Source organism: Psychrobacter sp. NPDC077938, assembly GCF_044542635.1.
GTDB lineage: Bacteria > Pseudomonadota > Gammaproteobacteria > Pseudomonadales > Moraxellaceae > Psychrobacter.
On record NZ_JBITUW010000001.1, the window covers coordinates 188,424 to 207,046 of the forward strand.

Here is an 18,623-nt window from a genome sequence, read left to right on the forward strand (position 1 = left end):
AGTTGCACTAAAAAAAATATCACGATGCAGCAATAATTACTGACTCTCGTGATGATTTATTGTTATGCTTTGCGATGGTGTATATATGGAGCGGGTGGCGGGAATCGAACCCGCGTCATTAGCTTGGAAGGCTAAGGTGTTACCATTATACCACACCCGCATTTACTCTTATTCCGGATAACTCTAATCGAGAGTTATGAGATATAGAGAGCATGCTTGGCGCTATGACAAACTTTAGAAAATATGGTGGTGGGGGAAGGATTCGAACCTTCGAAGCTTTCGCGACAGATTTACAGTCTGTTGGGTTTGACCGCTCCCCAACCCCACCTTAGGTTGCTTTGAACAAAAATGACTTACATTTAAGACAAATTCATAAAAAGCTACTTTAAGAGAGATGGTGCCGACTGCCGGGATCGAACTGGCGACCTACTGATTACAAGTCAGTTGCTCTACCAACTGAGCTAAGTCGGCTTGTTCTCTTAAAGTGGTGGCTATTCTATCAAATTTTTTGAGATGCGCAAGTACTTTTTCATCTTTTTTTAAATTAATTTAATATAAATATTTAAGTCACTGATTAAGCTAGTTTTTTTATAAATAAAAATATGGCAATAAATTGGCTTTTTGCTTGCAGCCTTTATTTTTGCCATATCACTGGCTATTTGATTAGCGAATACGCAAGCCATTACAGGCCATTTCTACCGCTTTTATTAATGCCAATGCTTTTTTATTGGTTTCATCCCATTCTTTTTCTGGCACAGAATCAGCAACAACCCCTGCTCCGGCTTGAATATGTATTTCACCACGGCGCATCACCGCAGTACGGATAGCAATGGCCGTGTCCATATTACCATTCCAACCTAAATAACCTACTGAACCACCAAACACCGTTCGGCGTACCGGTTCTATCTCATCGATAATTTGCATGGCACGGATTTTGGGTGCACCTGATAGCGTCCCAGCTGGGAAAGTGGCACAAAATACATCTAGTGCATCTTTGTCAGCTCGTATCGTACCCTCAACATTAGATGCGATATGCATTACTTGTGAGTAGCGCTCTATAAACATCTTTTCTGTGACCTTGACACTGCCATACTCGCAAACGCGGCCAATATCATTGCGACCTAAATCAATGAGCATCAAATGCTCGGCCGTTTCCTTCTCATCATTTAACAGCTCTTGCTCAAGCGCTAGGTCTTCAGCCTCATCTCGGCCACGTTGCCGTGTCCCTGCCAGCGGCCTTACCGTCACTTTTCCATTTTCGATACGGGATAGGATTTCAGGAGAAGCACCGATAATATCAAAGCGTTTATGATCGTCGAGTGTATAACCATGCACCAAGAACAGATACGGTGAAGGGTTTAGGTAGCGAAGCGCACGATAGACGGCTAGAGAGTCACCTGTATAGTCTGCTGTCAATCGCTGCGCTGGCACTACCTGCATGACGTCACCTGCGGCAATGCAATCCTTTATTTTATTGACATCGCTACAGTATTTTTTGGCTCCTGTTTGCGATATAAATTTAGGCGTAGGCATTACAGGTGCGCGCAAGTTAGACGGTTCTGCTAGCTTTTCCTCGATTTGTTCTAGCTCGCGAATAGCTGAACTGTAGCCATCCTCAGACTGGCAATCAGCATAGACGATGATTGACAGCGTATTCTCTAAATTATCAAATACAATCACGCTCATCGAAAGCATCAGCCACATATCTGGCATCGACATTGGATTGGGCGCATCAGATAAACCGACACTTGGCTCAATAACACGTACCATATCGTATCCGAAGTAACCGACTAGACCACCGCTAAAGCTCGGCATCGTCGGCACATCTTCAGCGGTTGGCATTTGATATTGTGCCATCAGCTCACGTAGGTAATCAAAGGGATTCTCTACTGACTCTGTATCAATATGATCGTTTCGTTTGGTCGTCATATTGCCATCAGCGTACTGCAAAATCAGATCGCTACCCAATCCAATCATAGAGTATCGTGCCCAGCGCTCACCGCCTACTACAGATTCAAATAGATAGGCAGAGCCATTCAGATCACGTACTTTGGAGAATACAGATACGGGAGTCTGCGCATCCATCAAACGCTTTTTTACTAGCGGTGCGTGACTAAAGCCTCTATCTCTAAAAGCTTGGTATTCTTCAAAAGTCATCATAATAGCGCTCTCTTAGCAGCTTATAGGAAATAGTAAAACTATAAGCTGCTCTATAAAATATAGCGCCAATATTCGCTAAAATATCGACGCTATAATGAGTCATTTGTTTAAAAAACGGCAAGCATAACAAGGCTCTCTATCAAAAATTACAACAAAGACCTAGTGTAGAATTAAATTATGCACCGCCCATATTAAACAACCATAAGGCCAAACCGATAATTAGAATGGTCACAAATACCCATATAAACCAGCCGCCGCTCGCTTTTTTCTCTACATGACCTGCATGAGCAGGGTTGCTTATTTCTTGATCCATCGCATTATTGCCTTCGGTACCAAGATCGCGCGGCTGCCCTAAATTAGCCGTGCCTGAAAACTGGGCACTAGCTGCTTGTTTGGCTTTTAAAACTTCAGGGTCAGCTTCTTCTTGTAGCTCTGTTTTTGTCGTTTTGTCGTGTTCGTCTTGGACTGCTGGCTCTTCATGCATTACTGGCTTTTCATGCGCTGCTGGCTGCTCTTCTACCACTGGCGCGCTATCAATAGATGCTGCATGTGATGACTCTGTAGACGTCACAGCTTCTGTTTGGGTTGCTGTTGGTACAGATGTGTCATCTACCCCTTCTGTAGCAACTGGCGTTTCTTCTACTGGCGTAGGCGATGCCGCATCCTCGTCAGACAGTACTTCATCAATCCCTGTTTCTTTGACCACTGGCTCATTGCCTGTTTGCTCTATGATTGGATCTTCTTCAAGAACGCTTTCCTCAACTACTTGCTCTTCGGTCACAGGCTCACTAGCAGGAGTTTCTAGCACAGTAGCCGTGTCAGCATTCTCATGTGCATCTGCATCTGCATCTGCTACTAGCTTCTCTGTGGTCACTGGCGCTAGCGTTTCACTCTCTGACGTCGTCACAGGTGCAGCAGATGCCTGTACTTGAAAGCTAAAGCTTGCAAAGCTAAGCGTATCATCTGCTTTTAGATGACTAGATTCATTACCTGCAATACGTTGCTCATTGATAAACGTGCCATTAGAAGAATCTAAGTCCTTCACATACAACTGACCATCTAGCACACTGAGCACTGCATGGTTGCGAGAAACCTGCTTGCTACCTAGTACTACGTCGTTATCACTACCACGACCTATAGATAAGCTATCACTAACCGTCAGTGTCAGGTCACCTAATGCTTCCGTCAATGCATTCAGCTGCCAAGTTGTATTTGCTGCCGTATTCATACTGTCTGTCTCGTTTGTCATGTTATAACTCCTTATTTTTCTATTGAATATCCAATGATGCTAAAAATAATAACTCTAAAATATTACTGCCAATTTATGATAAGTATTGTCGCTATTTCTTTAATAATATTTGCCTAGTACGGTTTATTAAGTACTTTCCTCAAACACCATACAGTATTTACTTTGGTATAAAGCGAGGTTTTATAACTTTATCAAGCTTGCTATAGGGGATATTAAGGATAGGCATACCGTAAGCATATGGACCGATAGAGTAATGCTGATAACGAATGCTAATGCCTGTATCAGTCAAGGTCACATTATCGCTTAACGTAAATGGCCAGTTTTTCTCATAACTGCTCACGTCTTCGGCAACCGTTTTAACCCACACTTTATATGCATCATAGGCAAGTGCCTCAAAACGAGGTTTTTTATCTGAGATAAGCATGTCGTCAAGCGTAATTTGCTTTTTGGTACTTGGGTCAAATATTAGGTACTCGCTATAAGGCATGCCGTGTGCACCGCCCGTATAGACATAGGAACTAATCTCAAACAGTTCAAAGTCATCGACATGACCTAAGTAATGAGGCGCTACCATCAGATTATAACCCCACGACACATCATCAGGCATATCTTGGAATTGCGAGCTCACAAAGCCATCAATAGCAGCTGTAACTTCTTTTTCACTACTTTTACCTTTAATAGGCGCTGACTCTGTCATCTGACTATTGACGACTAAGTTATCGATACGGGCATTGGCAATCTCATCTATCCAGTTTTGACTGCTTTTGAGATATTTAACTTCAATCTCTGGACAGTTATCACGCTTGCCACATATCTCTTGTATATTACTGGGTAGCTGATACGGTAGATACTCCGTGCTGCTAATAAAACTTCCTGCATTGACCGACATACTAACGGCACTTAACAATAGGCTAGCAGTCAACATAGCAATTGAACGTCTCTGGCTTACCTTTATCGAAAATAGATCAGCCGATATCGATTTATCATCAGTTTGAGTCGTAGTATGCATATGTCCTCTTTTACAAATATAAAATGCCATTCAATATTCTACCGTAACAATTGCAATGTATTGTAGGAAGACTGTTCACGTTTTTGAGGTGATGTAAGCGAACGATTATCTAACTCTTACTATTTGAGTCGTAAATACAGGCAATAAAAAAGACACGGCTGGCGTGTCTTAATCAGTAAACGATATAAGCGTATAAATAAATTTAATGTTCGCGAGTGCTACTAAAAGTCACTTCTGGATAGCGGTCTTGCATCAGCTGTAGATTAACCCTTGATGGCGCAAGGTAAGTCAGATAACCACCACCATCTAATGATAATTGGTCATGGGCTTTTTTCTTGAACTTCGCCAATGCTACTTCATCATCGCAATGAATCCAGCGTACCGTAGCTATCGATACTGGCTCAAAGGTACATTGAACCTTATACTCTTCTTTTAGACGATGCGCGACCACTTCAAACTGTAGGACACCGACTGCGCCTAAGACCAAATCATTATTAATCTGCGGCATAAACACCTGCGTTGCACCCTCTTCGCTCAACTGCTGCAGGCCTTTTTGCAACGCTTTTGATTTAAGCGGATCTTTTAGTACCACACGGCGGAACAGTTCAGGGGCGAAATGCGGAATACCTGTAAAGCTTAACTCTTCGCCTTCAGTGAAGCTGTCACCGATAGAGATGGTGCCATGGTTATGCAAACCAATGATATCACCTGGATAGGCTTCTTCTAGCGCCTCACGGTCACCTGCTAAAAAGGTTAGAGCATCGGCAATACGTACGTCTTTACCCAGACGCACGTGCTTCATTTTCATACCCTTCTCGTACTTACCAGAGCACACTCGCAAGAACGCAATACGGTCACGGTGACGCGGGTCCATATTGGCCTGAATCTTAAAGACGAAGCCTGTAAAATCTGTCTCAGTGGCTGATACTTCACGCTCAGTCGTTGGATGGGCTTTTGGCGGCGGTGCATACTTGACCAAGGTATCAAGTACCATGTTTACCCCAAAGTTACCCAATGCCGTGCCAAACAATACTGGTGTCATCTCGCCAGCCAAAAATGCTTCAACACTGAACTCTTCTAGCGCCATCTGTACCAGCTCAAGCGACTCTTCGAAAGCGTCAAACATCAGCTTACCCAAACGCTCACGGATATCTGGATAATCGTAGCCTTCTCGGGTCTCAGAGACCGTCATCTTGCCGCCATTACCTTTTTCATAAAAGTAAGTTTTATTTTCAGTCAAATGATAGACACCGATGAAGTCTTGACCCATACCGATAGGCCAAGTCACTGGGATACATTTGATTTTCAATACGGCTTCGATTTCGCTAAGCAACTCAAGCGGCTCACGAATCTGACGATCTAGCTTGTTGACGAACGAGATGATAGGTGTATCGCGCATACGACACACTTCCATCAGCTTGATGGTTCGTTCTTCCACACCTTTTGCACCATCGACCATCATCAGCGCACTATCTACTGCGGTCAAAGTACGGTAGGTATCTTCACTAAAGTCGGCGTGACCTGGGGTATCTAGTAGGTTGACCATATGGTCTTTATACGGAAACTGCATGACAGACGTCGTGATTGAGATACCACGCTCTTGCTCCATGCTCATCCAATCTGAGGTTGCATGACGATCTGTCTTACGGCCTTTTACTTCACCCACTACCTGAATCGCTTGACCCCATAACAGGAGTTTTTCGGTCATGGTGGTCTTACCAGCATCGGGATGCGAGATGATGGCAAAGGTGCGGCGCTTAGCAACTTCTTTGTTTAATTTCTTTGGATCTACGCTCATAATTTTCAGCTTCAACAGTTATGTGATTTAGAAGTGACTCTAAATAAATAAAATAAATAATGGGCGTATTGTAGCGGATTTAGCATCAGGGTGCAGAGTTAGCGTATAAAAAAACACGCCCCGTTATTTAAACGAAGCGTGTTTTTGGGCTTTTTAATTGCGATCATCCTGCTTAATTAGCACGACTAATAACCATCAATTCATCTCAATAGTAGCGTTCTATTTGCTCAGCCAAGAAGTCACCAGCCACCTCATTGACGACTGTACAATCGACTACGTCAAAACGACTGTCTGTGTTCGGATCAGTGCTACCTTTGGCGACATAATTTGCTTCATAGACGTCTTTTCCGTATTCAACACCGCTATATTCATAAGCAGGCTGATCATCATACTCAAAAAACATAACTTGCGCGGCTTGCTGCTGATTGCCTACGCCAACTCCGAACTGAGAAGTTCTATGATCTCTATCTGCACTAAAGCGAGTTTTGGCCACTTCAATCCATCTCTCTATGGAGGCGTATCCAGTCTTGTTTTTCTCATTAAATGCCAAAAACGAACGCTCACTGGTTACCACAGGGATATAACAAACCGACCCTTCAGGAAAAGCAACATTGGTCGGAATTTCAGAATAGTTATTTAAGTCGGTAATAATACCGTATCTATTGTTCACGTTTGTACTAGCAACATAGCTGTTAGCACGCAAACCTGACAAATTGAGCGTCTTATAAGTGGTTTGGTAATCTAGCTGGTTGTTGGTGTTTTTTTCATAAATGGGGCGTTTGACCGTCCGATTATTAACCTCGATGTCTTTATTTTCAAGTCGACCCTCGAAGTCATCTGCCAGTACGGTTCTGTCTAAATCATTCAGGCTTTGATTGCTATAACTGTTGATAATATTGGTTGTTTTGATTTCGCGCGCACCAGTACGATACGTTTCATCAATTCGCGCAATCGCCGTAGCATTGGCTTTGCTATCATAACTATTAGCAAAGCTTGTCAATGTAATCTCGCTACTAGCCGTCCCATAAGCGCCGTCTTCTTCCTCGCATCCTATCAAAGCAAGCGTCGTCAAAAAGCAAACACTAGGTATCGCAATCCATCTATTCATCAAACAATGTCCTTATGATTCAGATTTCTATTATCCGTACTGATAATGTATATATGGCTCATTACCGCTATTGTACCTCTTTGGCGGCTGTACGATAAGCTCGTAAATATAAAAACGAATAAAACTGTGTCCGAAATCTCATTTACAAACTAGCAGTATATATTTACTCTCTATGCACTGAGCTGCGTGAGCGATTTGTTATGCTAAGTTTCATATTAAGACTTACCACTCAAATATAAACATAAAAACTCACAACAAAGGATGTGTCATGAAATCTCTATACTCTACCAAATCTACTGTTACTGGCGGCCGCATGGGTACAGCAACCTTAAGCGATAGCGATCTTGAAATCAATATGGTACCACCAGGCGGTAATGAAAAAGGTAATAATCCTGAGCAATTACTCGCGATGGGTTATGGCGCTTGTTTTGATGGTGCTTTAGGCGTAGTTAAGAAAATGGAAAGCGCAACATTTGGCTCAACTGTTGAGACCTCTGTAGACCTACTACAAGGTGACAATCACGAATATAAGCTTGCCGTAAAAATCCATGTCATCGCTGATAATACAGACCTATCTGCTGACGAGATCCAAAAATTGGTCGAAAAAGCGCATGAAGTATGCCCATATTCGAAAGCAACCAGTGGTAACATCGATGTTGAAGTCTCTTCAGAAGTAAAATAACGTATTCAAAGATTCCTTATCAACTACTTAATAACAAATAGTTGATAGTCATTTCTACTAGAAGAACTCAGATTATCTGGGTTCTTTTTTTGTTTTTAGCAATTTGTTTGTCCTAGACATGAAATATCAAAACTCCAATATAGATTTCAATAAAAAAGAACACGATAGAACATCTCGTAACGGTTAAGCAGTTCGGCACGCGCTGATTTTATCGTTATAATAAGCGTATATATTTTTATCTAATAGCTGATAAGTGACTTTTATGACTGATGACATAGCTGACAATACCACCGATAACGACCACAACTCTCACCAAGCGCTTGACCCAAAAGCATTACCGAACTTCGATACCATGCCTAACGTGGCGCTGATGGATACCAGTCATGTAGACAAAGATCAGCCGCCTTTTATTTTGGTTGATGGCTCCTATTATCTGTTCCGCACTTATCACGCCTTGCCAAAAACCATGCAAAACTCGCAGGGCCTAATCACCAATGCGATACGCGGTACACTTAACGCATTACTGAAGCTGATGCGTCGCTATCACCCTACCCACATGGCTGTCTGCTTCGATACCAAATCACCGACTTTTCGCCATCATATGTCCGCTGATTACAAGGCAGCTCGTCCGCCCATCGATGTCGAGCTGGTAGAGCAAATTCCTTATATTCATCGTTTAGTCACTGCATTAGGTATTCCGCTGTTACGTATCGAAGGTGCAGAAGCGGATGATATCATCGGTACACTTGCCCATCGTGCTGTCGAGCAAGGTCATCATGTGGTCATCTCGACGGGTGATAAAGACATGATGCAGCTGGTCAACGACTGCGTGATACTGGAAGACAGCTTTACGGGCAAAGTCACGGATACACCAGCGGTAATCGATAAGTTTGGCATCAATCCAAACCAAATGATCGATTTCTTAACGCTAATGGGCGATGCCTCTGACGGCATCAAAGGCGTACCGGGTATCGGTAAAAAGACCGCTAAAGACCTACTCGTTGAGTACGGTGATATCGAAAATATGCTCAAGCATATCGGCTTTATCAAAGGTCGCGGGGCGAAAGGTCTGATTGAACACGCCGACGATATTCCTTTTAATAGGAAGCTAGCCACCATCGTCACTAACTTAGCCATCGGTCAAGATTGGAATGACCTAAAAATCAATACCGACCCTTGTGCGCATATAGACGAATTGCGCGACTTATATAATGAGCTTGAGTTTAGAAATGAGCTGGCATCGCTTGATCACCCGAATCACCCTGCCAATGGCTCTAAAAGTGTTGCCGATAGCCAAGCTGATACTGAGTCACAGGCACAGGTGGCAAAATCGCTCCAATCGACCAAGAGCGACAACATTGAAGATAGCGCTAACCATGATAAAGCGTGGCACACTATACTCGACGAGCCAGCGTTTGATAGCTTGGTCGAGTTGTTAGAAGCTGCTCCGCATTTTGTCATTGATACCGAAACCACTAGCGTTCATTGGCGTGACGCACAAATTGTCGGTTTATCCTTTGCGTTGCAAGCGCATGAAGCATATTACATTCCGCTTACGCATAGCCTAGAAGGTGATGAGCTAACTGCCAAGCAGCTTGATCGCGATACAGTATTAGCTCGCTTAAAACCTGTCTTAGAGAACCCAAATATCGGTAAAATCGGTCAGCATCTAAAGTACGATGCGCACATCCTCGCTCACTATGATATCGATCTAGTCGGCGCCATACATGAGCAGCCAAATAACTGGGCAATGGATACGATGCTTGCCAGCTATATCATCAATGCGGCAGCTACTCGCCACGGTATGGATGATTTAGCACGTCATTATCTGCAAACGCAAACCATCAGCTTTGAAGATGTAGCAGGTAAAGGCGCTAAGCAAGTTACCTTTGACCAAGTGGCCATCGATATCGCGAGCGACTATGCTTGTGAAGATGCCGACATCACCTATCAATTATTTGACGTGTTCAGCGTTGAGCTGGCTAACGATGCCAATAATGCCAAACTGTTACACGAGCTAGAGATTCCAACAGCAGAGATACTTTGCCAAATGGAAGCGCATGGTATTTTGATTAAACGCTCCTTCTTAAACGAGCTATCAAAACGCTTTGATGAAGAAATTATCGCTCTAGAGAAGCGCGCCTATGAAGTAGCAGGTGAAGAGTTCAATCTTGGCTCTCCTAAGCAGCTCGGTGAAATGCTGTTCGAAAAGCTAGGCGTCGCTGGTGGTAAAAAAACCAAGTCTGGTCAATACTCGACTGGTGAGGCTGTACTATCAAAAATTGATCATCCATTGGTCGATATTACGCTAGAGTATCGCGGACTGTCCAAGCTTAAAAGTACTTATACTGATGCGCTTGATAATGTCGCAGATAGCGAAACCGATCGCGTGCATACTAGCTACCATCAGGCATTAACGAGCACTGGGCGTTTGTCATCGACAGATCCTAACTTACAAAATATTCCGATTCGTACTGCGACTGGTCGTTTAATTCGTCAAGCCTTTATCGCCCCAGAAGGTCGCGTTATTTTGGCTGCGGATTATTCACAAATTGAATTGCGTTTAATGGCACATTTTTCAGGTGATAAAAACTTAACTCATGCCTTTAATGAAGGGTTAGATATTCACGCGGCTACTGCTGCCGAAGTACTTGGTAAGGATGTCGCAGACGTCACTTCGACCGAGCGCCGTAATGCTAAAGCCATTAACTTTGGTCTGCTATACGGGATGAGTGCCTTTGGACTTGCCAAGCAGCTACAAATGAGTCGCGGTGAAGCGCAAGACTATATCGATATGTACTTTGAGCGCTATCCAGGCGTCAAAAACTATATGATCAATACCCGTGCCAGCGCCTATGAGCAAGGTTATGTCGAAACAATATTGGGTCGTAAGCTCTATACGCCTGATATCAATCACAGCAATCGTATGGTCAAGCAAGGTGCTGAGCGCGCGGCGATTAACGCCCCACTACAAGGCTCTGCTGCTGATCTAATCAAGCTTGCTATGATTGCCGTTGATAAAGTGCTGCCAAAAGAGCAAGCTAAAATGCTGCTACAGGTTCATGATGAACTGGTGTTTGAAGTGAATGCCGATAAAGTAGACGAAGTTAGCCAGCTGATTACTGATGCTATGCAAGATGTATTGACGACTACAGCAGTAGAAAAAGGCTGGAATGTCGACTTTGCAGTGCCTTTATTAGTCGAGACTGATAGTGGTCAAAACTGGGATGAGGCGCACTAGACATTAACTGTCATTTAATTAAGCATATAAAGTACAGTTATTCATATACCTTGCAGATATGAGAGTTTTTGATAACTGATACTACAATGAGTCATTATATATTGTTTATATTAACAATCACTTATGACCAGTTAGTTATATTTCATAACAGTAATATCTAGGTACGGGGTTTATAATAGGTCATCTGTTAAACACTAACTATTCGATATTTTTGCTTTAAAGTGAGCCTTTGGGCTCACTTTTTTGTTTTTAACACATTCTTTTTGATACGCAGGAGCCAGTTATTTTGAGTTCAGATGGCATCATTGAAGTCCCTGGCATTATACTTTTGATAATATGCCTATTGCGCAGTTCACAATATGTTATGAAAAGTCATGTCAAACAAATTAAGGCTTTTTGGCTGGCAGCCGTACTTATATTTGTCTCTGTCATTCGTCGAGAGTTGAACTATCTACCAGACTTACTGGTTCCAAGCGACTTTTCGATGCTTGGTCAATCTTATGACTGGTGGGAGGACAGCGTCCTTACCGTTATCTATCTCGTCGCGCTTGGTTTGCTGGCCTATTCGAGGCATTACCTATGGGCAGTGCTAAAAAACGTGCCAGTTTCGCTCTATCTTAGCGTTACTGTACTGGCTATCATTCAGTACATGGGTGAGAACGCTATTGTGTTCCCGCATACATTTGGTGAAATTATCGAAGAGCTGGCTGAGACTGCCATTTATGGTATCGCCTTGACCTATTTATGGCGATTTAAACTGGCTGACTATCAGTCATGTCTAGTACAAAAGTTAAATTATAAGTTCGACCACGCCAATAATTAACACTATAAGTTTGATTACTTATGTAGCAATCTTGCTATCGTACAAAGACTTAGCAAAAATTTTATAAACAATTACGGCTACTCATCTTGAGTAGCCGTTTTGCGTTCTAATCATCGTCTTACATTTTTTGAACATCCTGTCACACCTTACTACTAGTGAAAAGTTGAATAAGCGTACAAACTGAGAAGCATATTATTTACATTGCAATGAGCGATGACTTTAACAAGTCAGCGCGATATTTTTATTTCTAATGATGGCGACATCTAATAACTACAATAAGGAATTATTCATGGAAAATTCAAAAAACCCACTACCAAAAGAGATGGATCATATTGACGGTAATCGTCGTGACAATAATGACAACGTCGATAATTCAGATAATTTAGATAACAACAATCAGGATGAACAAGACAACCAATTGGTCGATTTGGACAATCCTATGCTGCATACTATTGATAACGATGATGTGATTGATAATAGTGCGGGATTTAATAACTCAGAAGTCGGTAGTGATGCGACCCAAGGGCTGACACCTGCGCATCGTCAAAATATCGATGAGTCACGTGTCGATGAGATTTTGGTTCAGGACAACCTTGATGACAGCGATTATCCAGATGCCATGGATATTGTTGATAGAGAAGCGGCCGAACGTAGCAACGATGATGATTTTTAGAACTTAACATAACTGTTAATACAATTTTTAGTCATAAAAAAGCACGCTTAACTATATTAAGCGTGCTTTTTTTATTCTACTATTCAACTTACTGAAACAGCGACTCTTAATTGACTAAACCCAGCCATCTAGCGTGCCAGCCCAACCTTTTACTAGAGGCAAGCTCAACGCTTCAAGCAATTCAATATGTGTTTCATCAAGGTTTAGTGCAGGAATATAATGATACTCTTGCCCGCCAGCATTAAGGAAGTTATCACGGTTTTCAATGGCTAGTTCCTCTAATGTTTCTAGACAGTCTGCTGAAAACGCCGGACTGATCACCTGTACCGAGCGCACACCTGACTTACCCCAATCTTCCAACACCACATCGGTATATGGCTTAACCCACTCTTGCTTACCAAAGCGTGACTGGAAACTAATAATCCACTCATCTTCTGTCAAGCCAAGTTCATGCGCCACTTGCGCAGCCGTACATTTACAGCGTTTAGGATAAGGATCGCCTTTATCAGCATAAGGCTGCGGAATACCATGAAAACTAAACATCAATTTTTCAGGCTTGCCATGCTTCTCTTGAAAACGGCGAATAGAGTTGGCCAATGCTTGAATATATAGCGGATGGGCAAAGTAGTCTTTGACAATCGTATAGTTTGGCAAATTGCGTTGCTTGAGCGTCCACTTCGTCAGCGCATCATATACTGCACCGCCTGAAGAGGCAGAGTACTGTGGAAACAACGGCAGTATGACAAAGTGATCAACTCCTTCACCACGTAGCGCGTCCATGACATCAGGCAAACCAGGATTACCATAGCTCATCGCAGGATGCACAGAGACACGAAAGGGTGCCACACTATCGGCCAAACGTGGTTCTAATAGCTCAACTTGGCTTTTTAGTATTTTACGAATCGGTGAGTCACCTTCCCAGATACTGGCGTATGCCTTTGCTACGCGCTTAGGACGACTGGGCAAGACAAATAGATTCAGAATAATAGCCCATAGAAATTTGGGAATCTCAATCACTCGTGGGTCTGACAAAAACTGTTTGAGGTAGCGACGTACGGCAGGTGCCGTTGGCTCATCTGGTGTACCAAGATTCACTAACAAAACGGCAATACGTGGGGGCAATTTAGGTTTCATAGCAGCACTTTATTAGCAGTAAGTTATTAAGGGTGAGGTCAAAATAATAAGAGACGATACTGTTAAGACACAGTTGAATGAACACCTTACTAGTGTAGCATTTTATCTATTAATGACGCGGGCTAAAAGCGCACCTATACAATTTGATACGCAGTTGCTATTTATTGACTCTTGATTACTTGATGCTGGCGGCTTACTCGTTATTCATTTCTAGCGCACCTTCTATAAAAACTATGATCGATGCGCTCGAAAGGCGCGCTCGACGGTTGTACTCCAACGCGCATCACCATACAATAGGCAGGCCCAGTTTATAAAAACCGTGTAGGTAAAATAGCCTGTTAGCAACGTGCCATTTTGCTTTTATTTTATTGATGATTGTAGTCTTGCGAGGTAGCTTTGAACGCACGCTCTGATAATACCAGTGACCAGCATCCTGATTCACAACCTCACCTTAATAGCTCAGCCAATATTGAAAGTGCTATAGGGTCTGTGGGTGTCGTTACGCCTCAGAATTTTCATTTTGCTGAGCCCTTAACGTTAGAATGCAACCGTACCCTGCCCTCGTTTGACTTGATGGTAGAGACTTACGGTACACTCAATCGCGATAAATCAAATGCAATTCTGATTTGCCACGCGTTATCGGGCAATCATCATGCAGCTGGCTTCCATAGCGCTGATGACAAAAAAGCAGGCTGGTGGGACAATATGATTGGTCCCAATAAAGCAATTGATACCAATCAGTTCTATGTGGTGTGTGTCAATAATATCGGTAGCTGTTTTGGTTCAACAGGGCCTACCACTATTAACCCTGATAGCGTTGGTTCGGATAGTATTAGTTCGGACAGCCTTGATGCAAATAGCAGCGATGAGCCGCAAGTGTATGGCCCTGATTTTCCGCTGATCACCATCAAAGACTGGGTGAAAACCCAAGCAATGCTCTCAGATCGTCTAGGCATCGACGTTTGGCACGCCATTGTCGGTGGCTCAATGGGCGGTATGCAAGCGCTACAGTGGTCTGTTGATTATCCAAAGCGGTTAAAGCGCTGTGTGGTCATCGCCAGCACACCCAAGCTATCTGCTCAAAATATCGCCTTCAACGAAGTGGCGCGCCAATCTATATTATCCGACCCTGACTTTAAAGATGGACGCTATATACAAGAAGGCACTTATCCTCGTCGCGGACTGATATTGGCGCGTATGGTTGGACATATTACCTACTTAACTGATGACGCGATGAAAGCCAAATTTGGCCGTGATTTAAAATCAGGTAAATTCATGTATGGCTACGATGTTGAATTTCAGGTCGAAAGCTACCTACGCTATCAAGGCGAACGCTTTAGTGAAAACTTCGACGCCAATACTTATCTGCTCATGACCAAAGCCTTAGATTACTTTGATCCGACGCGCGACTACCCATCAACCGTAGTAAAAGACACTACAGAGTCGGCAGTGCAAATAGAAGACTCAATCGCGGCGTCAGTCGAGTCTAGCAAAGCCAATGCACAGAGTGAGTTAGAAGATGCAGTAACGACGATTGAAGATATTGAGTCTGATCGTCAGCAAGAGCTCTCTGCGCTTAAAGCTGCCTTTGCTCATACACAATGCCAATATCTAGTCGTGTCATTCACCACTGACTGGCGTTTTGCACCTGAGCGCTCGCAAGAGATTGTCGATGCGCTGATGGCCACTGGCAAACCAGTCAGCTATATCAATATTGATGCGCCGCACGGACATGATTCTTTCTTATTTGATATTCCTCGCTACATGGGTGCGGTTAAAGGATTTTTGACTGCACCATTTATCACCCCTAGCCGCCCAGCCACAGGAGAGCGCTCATGAGAATGGATCACCAACTGGCAGAGCGCTGGATTGCGCCGCAAGCACATGTACTGGACTTAGGTTGTGGCAATGGTGAGCTGCTTGCCCACTTACAGCAAAAACTAGGCGTAACAGGTTACGGACTAGAGATTGATGAAGACAAAATCAATGAGGCAATTGGCAATGGCTTGTCAATTGTCGAGCAGGACCTCAACGATGGTCTAGCGCGCTTTGCTGATAACAGCTTTGACACGGTCGTCATGGCACGTGCCCTACAAGCAGTAAAAGCACCTGACGAGTTGTTGCTTGATATGCTGAGAGTTGCCCGTGAAGCAGTCATTACCTTCCCTAACTTTGCGCATTGGCAAAACCGCATTCATTTAGGGCTTAAAGGTATGATGCCTGTCTCTGAAGCGCTGCCTTACGAATGGTACAACACGCCAAACATTCATCTATGTACCTTTAAAGATTTTGAACTATTATGTGCGCAGCATGATATTCATATTATTAATCGTTTTGCGGTTAGCGATTCTGAAAAGGGCCATACACCTTTGATGAAGGCGTTAATAAGACAAGCCCCTAACTTATTAGCAGACGTCGCTATCTACCGAGTAACCAAAAAATAACCGGTGAATGCTCAGCTATCTTTGTATTTTATAGAGTGCTAAACAGTGCTTTACGAGCTAGTATCAACCTTAATAGATTGTTAACTTAATATAAGTTTTTAGTAACTGTCTGATTTTGTTAAGGACAATCAAGTACAAACGTCTATTAGACCTTGTAATTAGTATTTGAGTTTCGTAAGTTTGGGTGTTAAGCTAGCAAAATATTGTCAGCCACCCCACTATTACGACCGTTTGTCTAATCAGTTAGGGTGAAATCTCTGATCTAGAAATGACAACCCCCTTTTGCTAATGATTAGGTAAGTTCATATCGCAAGATTCCACCTAATTGTTATCGCCGTCTGACTGTCTTTAGCGAGACAATGTTTAGCGGTACAATTTTTTTTGCTTATTAACTGCCTAATTTTGGAGCTGCTATGAAATTATTAAAAGCTGCGTTGTTTACTGCATTATTTTCTTGTGCTGGTTTAGCCAATGCTGAGTTAATATCAAACGTACCGCTTGATACCTCACGTTTTGAGCTTATGCCTGTGAGCGAGTTGTCTAGTCGTGCCGCCCAAGGTAACGATCACGCTCAGTTCTATCTGGCCAAGCGTTTGCAAAAAGGTGAAGGAATTGCGCAAAATACCCAACAAGCAATCCAGTGGTATACCAAAGCCGCTCAGCAAGGCGTTGCCCCTGCTCAGTTGAATCTTGCCATCATGTATTTGCGCGGCGAAGGCGTACAGCCTAACTTACAACAAGCCCGTCTGTGGTTAGAAAAAGCTGCGATGCGTGGCGATAACCGTGCTAGCTACACGCTTGCGCTATTAGACGAAAAACAAAAAAATCTGGTCGATGCCTATAAATGGTATGACTTGGCTGCCCGTGATGGCATGTTAGATGAAAAAGTCCGCAACAAAGCACGCGGTAAAATTGGTCAGTTGGCATTGAACTTATCAAGTGATGACATCGCTAGTGCTCGTAGCAAAGCGGATACTTGGTTTCAGAGTAAGTAAATCTAGCAATATACAGTTTTAGTTTAAAAATAAAAATCCAGCCTTTGAGCTGGATTTTTTGTGTACCAAAGCAAAAAATTTATATAAAGTGAAATCAGCTTAATTATATATGCCTAATAAACTTGTAGCCTCCTAAGTCGAAGGAATGTTATGCAAACAGTTACCCCAATAATAAACCCATACCTATTTGAAAAACAGTACGATGCTTTTATAAAGTTTGTGGAAGAAAAGTCAAATATAGCTTTTGTGTCTTTTGCTTCACATCCTTATACAGATCAACAAGAAGGATATAAGTATCAGATTTACAGAGTTGCTCGCAATAAGCTTTCGCTTCATACATGGAAAAATTATGATATTGGAAGTGGGAAAATTATATTAGCAACTATCGAGGCCATTGAGTTTCCAGATAATAATTTAGTTCCATGGCAAAATCGCTATGGCGAACAAAATCGACCACATCAACCACTTTTTGAAGCAATTGGCAACCCTGTTAAGATAGAAGAAATTGAGAGCGTTTTATTTAACCTTTATCATTCATCAAATGACGAACAAATATTTGATGAGTTGATTAAAATTTTTGGAAAGAATTATTCTCTTTTAGCTTATCTTTATTTTGTTAAAGATAACTCAAAATACTTACCTATCGCACCTACTTATTTTGATAGAGCATTCTCATTATTAGGAATAGAGTTCAAAACTAGTCAACGTTGTTCTTGGGAAAATTACTTTGTTTATTTGCAACTTATTAGCGCTATCAAAATAATGCTAATTGAAGAACTCAAAAATGAGGTTAGTTTGTTAGATGCTCATTCGTTTGCTTGGATGCTTTCTGCACAAATGGAAAGAGAAGATAAGCTTGCTGATGTTAGTGAGTATTTAAGTCGTAGTAGTACAGAAAGAGACTCAATTGTAAAATCACGTATTGGTCAAGGTCAGTTTAGACAAAGTCTTATCGAATATTGGTCTGCTTGTGCTGTCACTGGATGTAAGGAACTAAAACTATTAAGAGCATCTCATATCAAACCTTGGTCTGAATGCGGAGACATAGAACGTCTTAGCCTTTACAACGGCTTACTTCTATCACCAAATTTGGATGTGTGTTTTGATGCAGGTTTTATAAGTTTCGATGATTTAGGTCACATACTAATCTCAAATAAAATCAGTGCCAATGACCTTCAGGCCTTATCTATCAACAAAGAAATGAAACTATCAAATATTTCTTCTGAGCATAGGAAGTATTTACAATATCATAGGGAATCTATCTATAAACAAGGCTGAAAAATACTAAATTTTTCATATAATGTTTT

The 18,623-nt window shown here is 42.4% G+C and carries 14 protein-coding genes and 3 tRNA genes; 8 read left to right on the forward strand and 9 right to left on the reverse strand.

The window, feature by feature from the left end:
- Window positions 1–86: 86 nt before the first annotated feature.
- The 8 genes from ACIGBM_RS00865 to ACIGBM_RS00900 form a co-directional block, all read right to left on the reverse strand.
- A tRNA-Gly gene (locus tag ACIGBM_RS00865) sits at window positions 87–160 on the reverse strand.
- Window positions 161–244: 84 nt separating this feature from the next.
- Window positions 245–328: transfer RNA gene (locus tag ACIGBM_RS00870), tRNA-Tyr, on the reverse strand.
- 67 nt (window positions 329–395) lie between these two features.
- Window positions 396–471 (reverse strand) — tRNA-Thr (locus ACIGBM_RS00875).
- Window positions 472–663: 192 nt separating this feature from the next.
- Window positions 664–2,160, reverse strand: coding sequence for an anthranilate synthase component I (trpE, locus tag ACIGBM_RS00880; protein WP_397476460.1), 1,497 nt, complete (start codon window positions 2,158–2,160; stop codon window positions 664–666).
- A 175-nt stretch (window positions 2,161–2,335) separates the two neighbouring features.
- On the reverse strand, window positions 2,336–3,409 hold the full coding sequence (locus ACIGBM_RS00885) for an FHA domain-containing protein (protein WP_397476461.1): 1,074 nt from the start codon (window positions 3,407–3,409) through the stop codon (window positions 2,336–2,338).
- Window positions 3,410–3,566: 157 nt separating this feature from the next.
- Window positions 3,567–4,418, reverse strand: a complete 852-nt coding sequence (locus ACIGBM_RS00890; RefSeq protein WP_397476462.1) for an RsiV family protein — start codon at window positions 4,416–4,418, stop codon at window positions 3,567–3,569.
- 202 nt (window positions 4,419–4,620) lie between these two features.
- On the reverse strand, window positions 4,621–6,216 hold the full coding sequence (locus ACIGBM_RS00895; RefSeq protein ID WP_397476463.1) for a peptide chain release factor 3: 1,596 nt from the start codon (window positions 6,214–6,216) through the stop codon (window positions 4,621–4,623).
- Between the two features lie 205 nt (window positions 6,217–6,421).
- A complete protein-coding gene (locus ACIGBM_RS00900; protein WP_397476464.1) occupies window positions 6,422–7,324 on the reverse strand; it encodes a hypothetical protein in 903 nt (300 codons plus the stop codon).
- Window positions 7,325–7,592: 268 nt separating this feature from the next.
- On the opposite strand from ACIGBM_RS00900, the gene ACIGBM_RS00905 reads away from it, so the two are divergent.
- From ACIGBM_RS00905 to ACIGBM_RS00920, 4 genes are all read left to right on the forward strand, one after another.
- Window positions 7,593–8,006: an Ohr family peroxiredoxin gene (locus ACIGBM_RS00905; protein WP_057758473.1), complete on the forward strand. Its 414-nt coding sequence runs from the start codon at window positions 7,593–7,595 to the stop codon at window positions 8,004–8,006.
- Between the two features lie 262 nt (window positions 8,007–8,268).
- Window positions 8,269–11,247 (forward strand): DNA polymerase I, encoded by a 2,979-nt coding sequence (gene polA, locus ACIGBM_RS00910; RefSeq protein ID WP_397476465.1) that lies wholly within the window; start codon window positions 8,269–8,271, stop codon window positions 11,245–11,247.
- Window positions 11,248–11,611: 364 nt separating this feature from the next.
- Window positions 11,612–12,070, forward strand: a complete 459-nt coding sequence (locus ACIGBM_RS00915) for a hypothetical protein (protein ID WP_397476466.1) — start codon at window positions 11,612–11,614, stop codon at window positions 12,068–12,070.
- Between the two features lie 289 nt (window positions 12,071–12,359).
- Window positions 12,360–12,743 carry a hypothetical protein gene (locus tag ACIGBM_RS00920; protein WP_397476467.1) on the forward strand — a complete coding sequence of 128 codons (384 nt, stop codon included), beginning with the start codon at window positions 12,360–12,362 and terminating at the stop codon, window positions 12,741–12,743.
- A gap of 114 nt (window positions 12,744–12,857) precedes the next feature.
- Here ACIGBM_RS00920 and hemH read toward each other — a convergent pair whose 3' ends face one another.
- Window positions 12,858–13,877: a ferrochelatase gene (gene hemH, locus ACIGBM_RS00925; protein WP_102090514.1), complete on the reverse strand. Its 1,020-nt coding sequence runs from the start codon at window positions 13,875–13,877 to the stop codon at window positions 12,858–12,860.
- Window positions 13,878–14,345: 468 nt separating this feature from the next.
- Here hemH and ACIGBM_RS00930 point away from each other — a divergent pair, with 468 nt between their 5' ends.
- From ACIGBM_RS00930 to ACIGBM_RS00945, 4 genes are all read left to right on the forward strand, one after another.
- Entirely contained in the window at window positions 14,346–15,716 is a 1,371-nt protein-coding gene (locus ACIGBM_RS00930) for a homoserine O-acetyltransferase (protein WP_397476768.1), read from the forward strand.
- The gene (gene metW, locus ACIGBM_RS00935; protein ID WP_057758464.1) at window positions 15,713–16,321 is read left to right on the forward strand and encodes a methionine biosynthesis protein MetW; all 609 of its coding nucleotides are present in this window, start codon (window positions 15,713–15,715) and stop codon (window positions 16,319–16,321) included. Before ACIGBM_RS00930 ends, metW begins: the two co-directional genes overlap by 4 nt.
- A gap of 413 nt (window positions 16,322–16,734) precedes the next feature.
- Window positions 16,735–17,316, forward strand: coding sequence for a tetratricopeptide repeat protein (locus ACIGBM_RS00940; protein WP_057758462.1), 582 nt, complete (start codon window positions 16,735–16,737; stop codon window positions 17,314–17,316).
- Window positions 17,317–17,466: 150 nt separating this feature from the next.
- Window positions 17,467–18,594: an HNH endonuclease gene (locus ACIGBM_RS00945; RefSeq protein ID WP_397476468.1), complete on the forward strand. Its 1,128-nt coding sequence runs from the start codon at window positions 17,467–17,469 to the stop codon at window positions 18,592–18,594.
- Window positions 18,595–18,623: the final 29 nt, after the last annotated feature.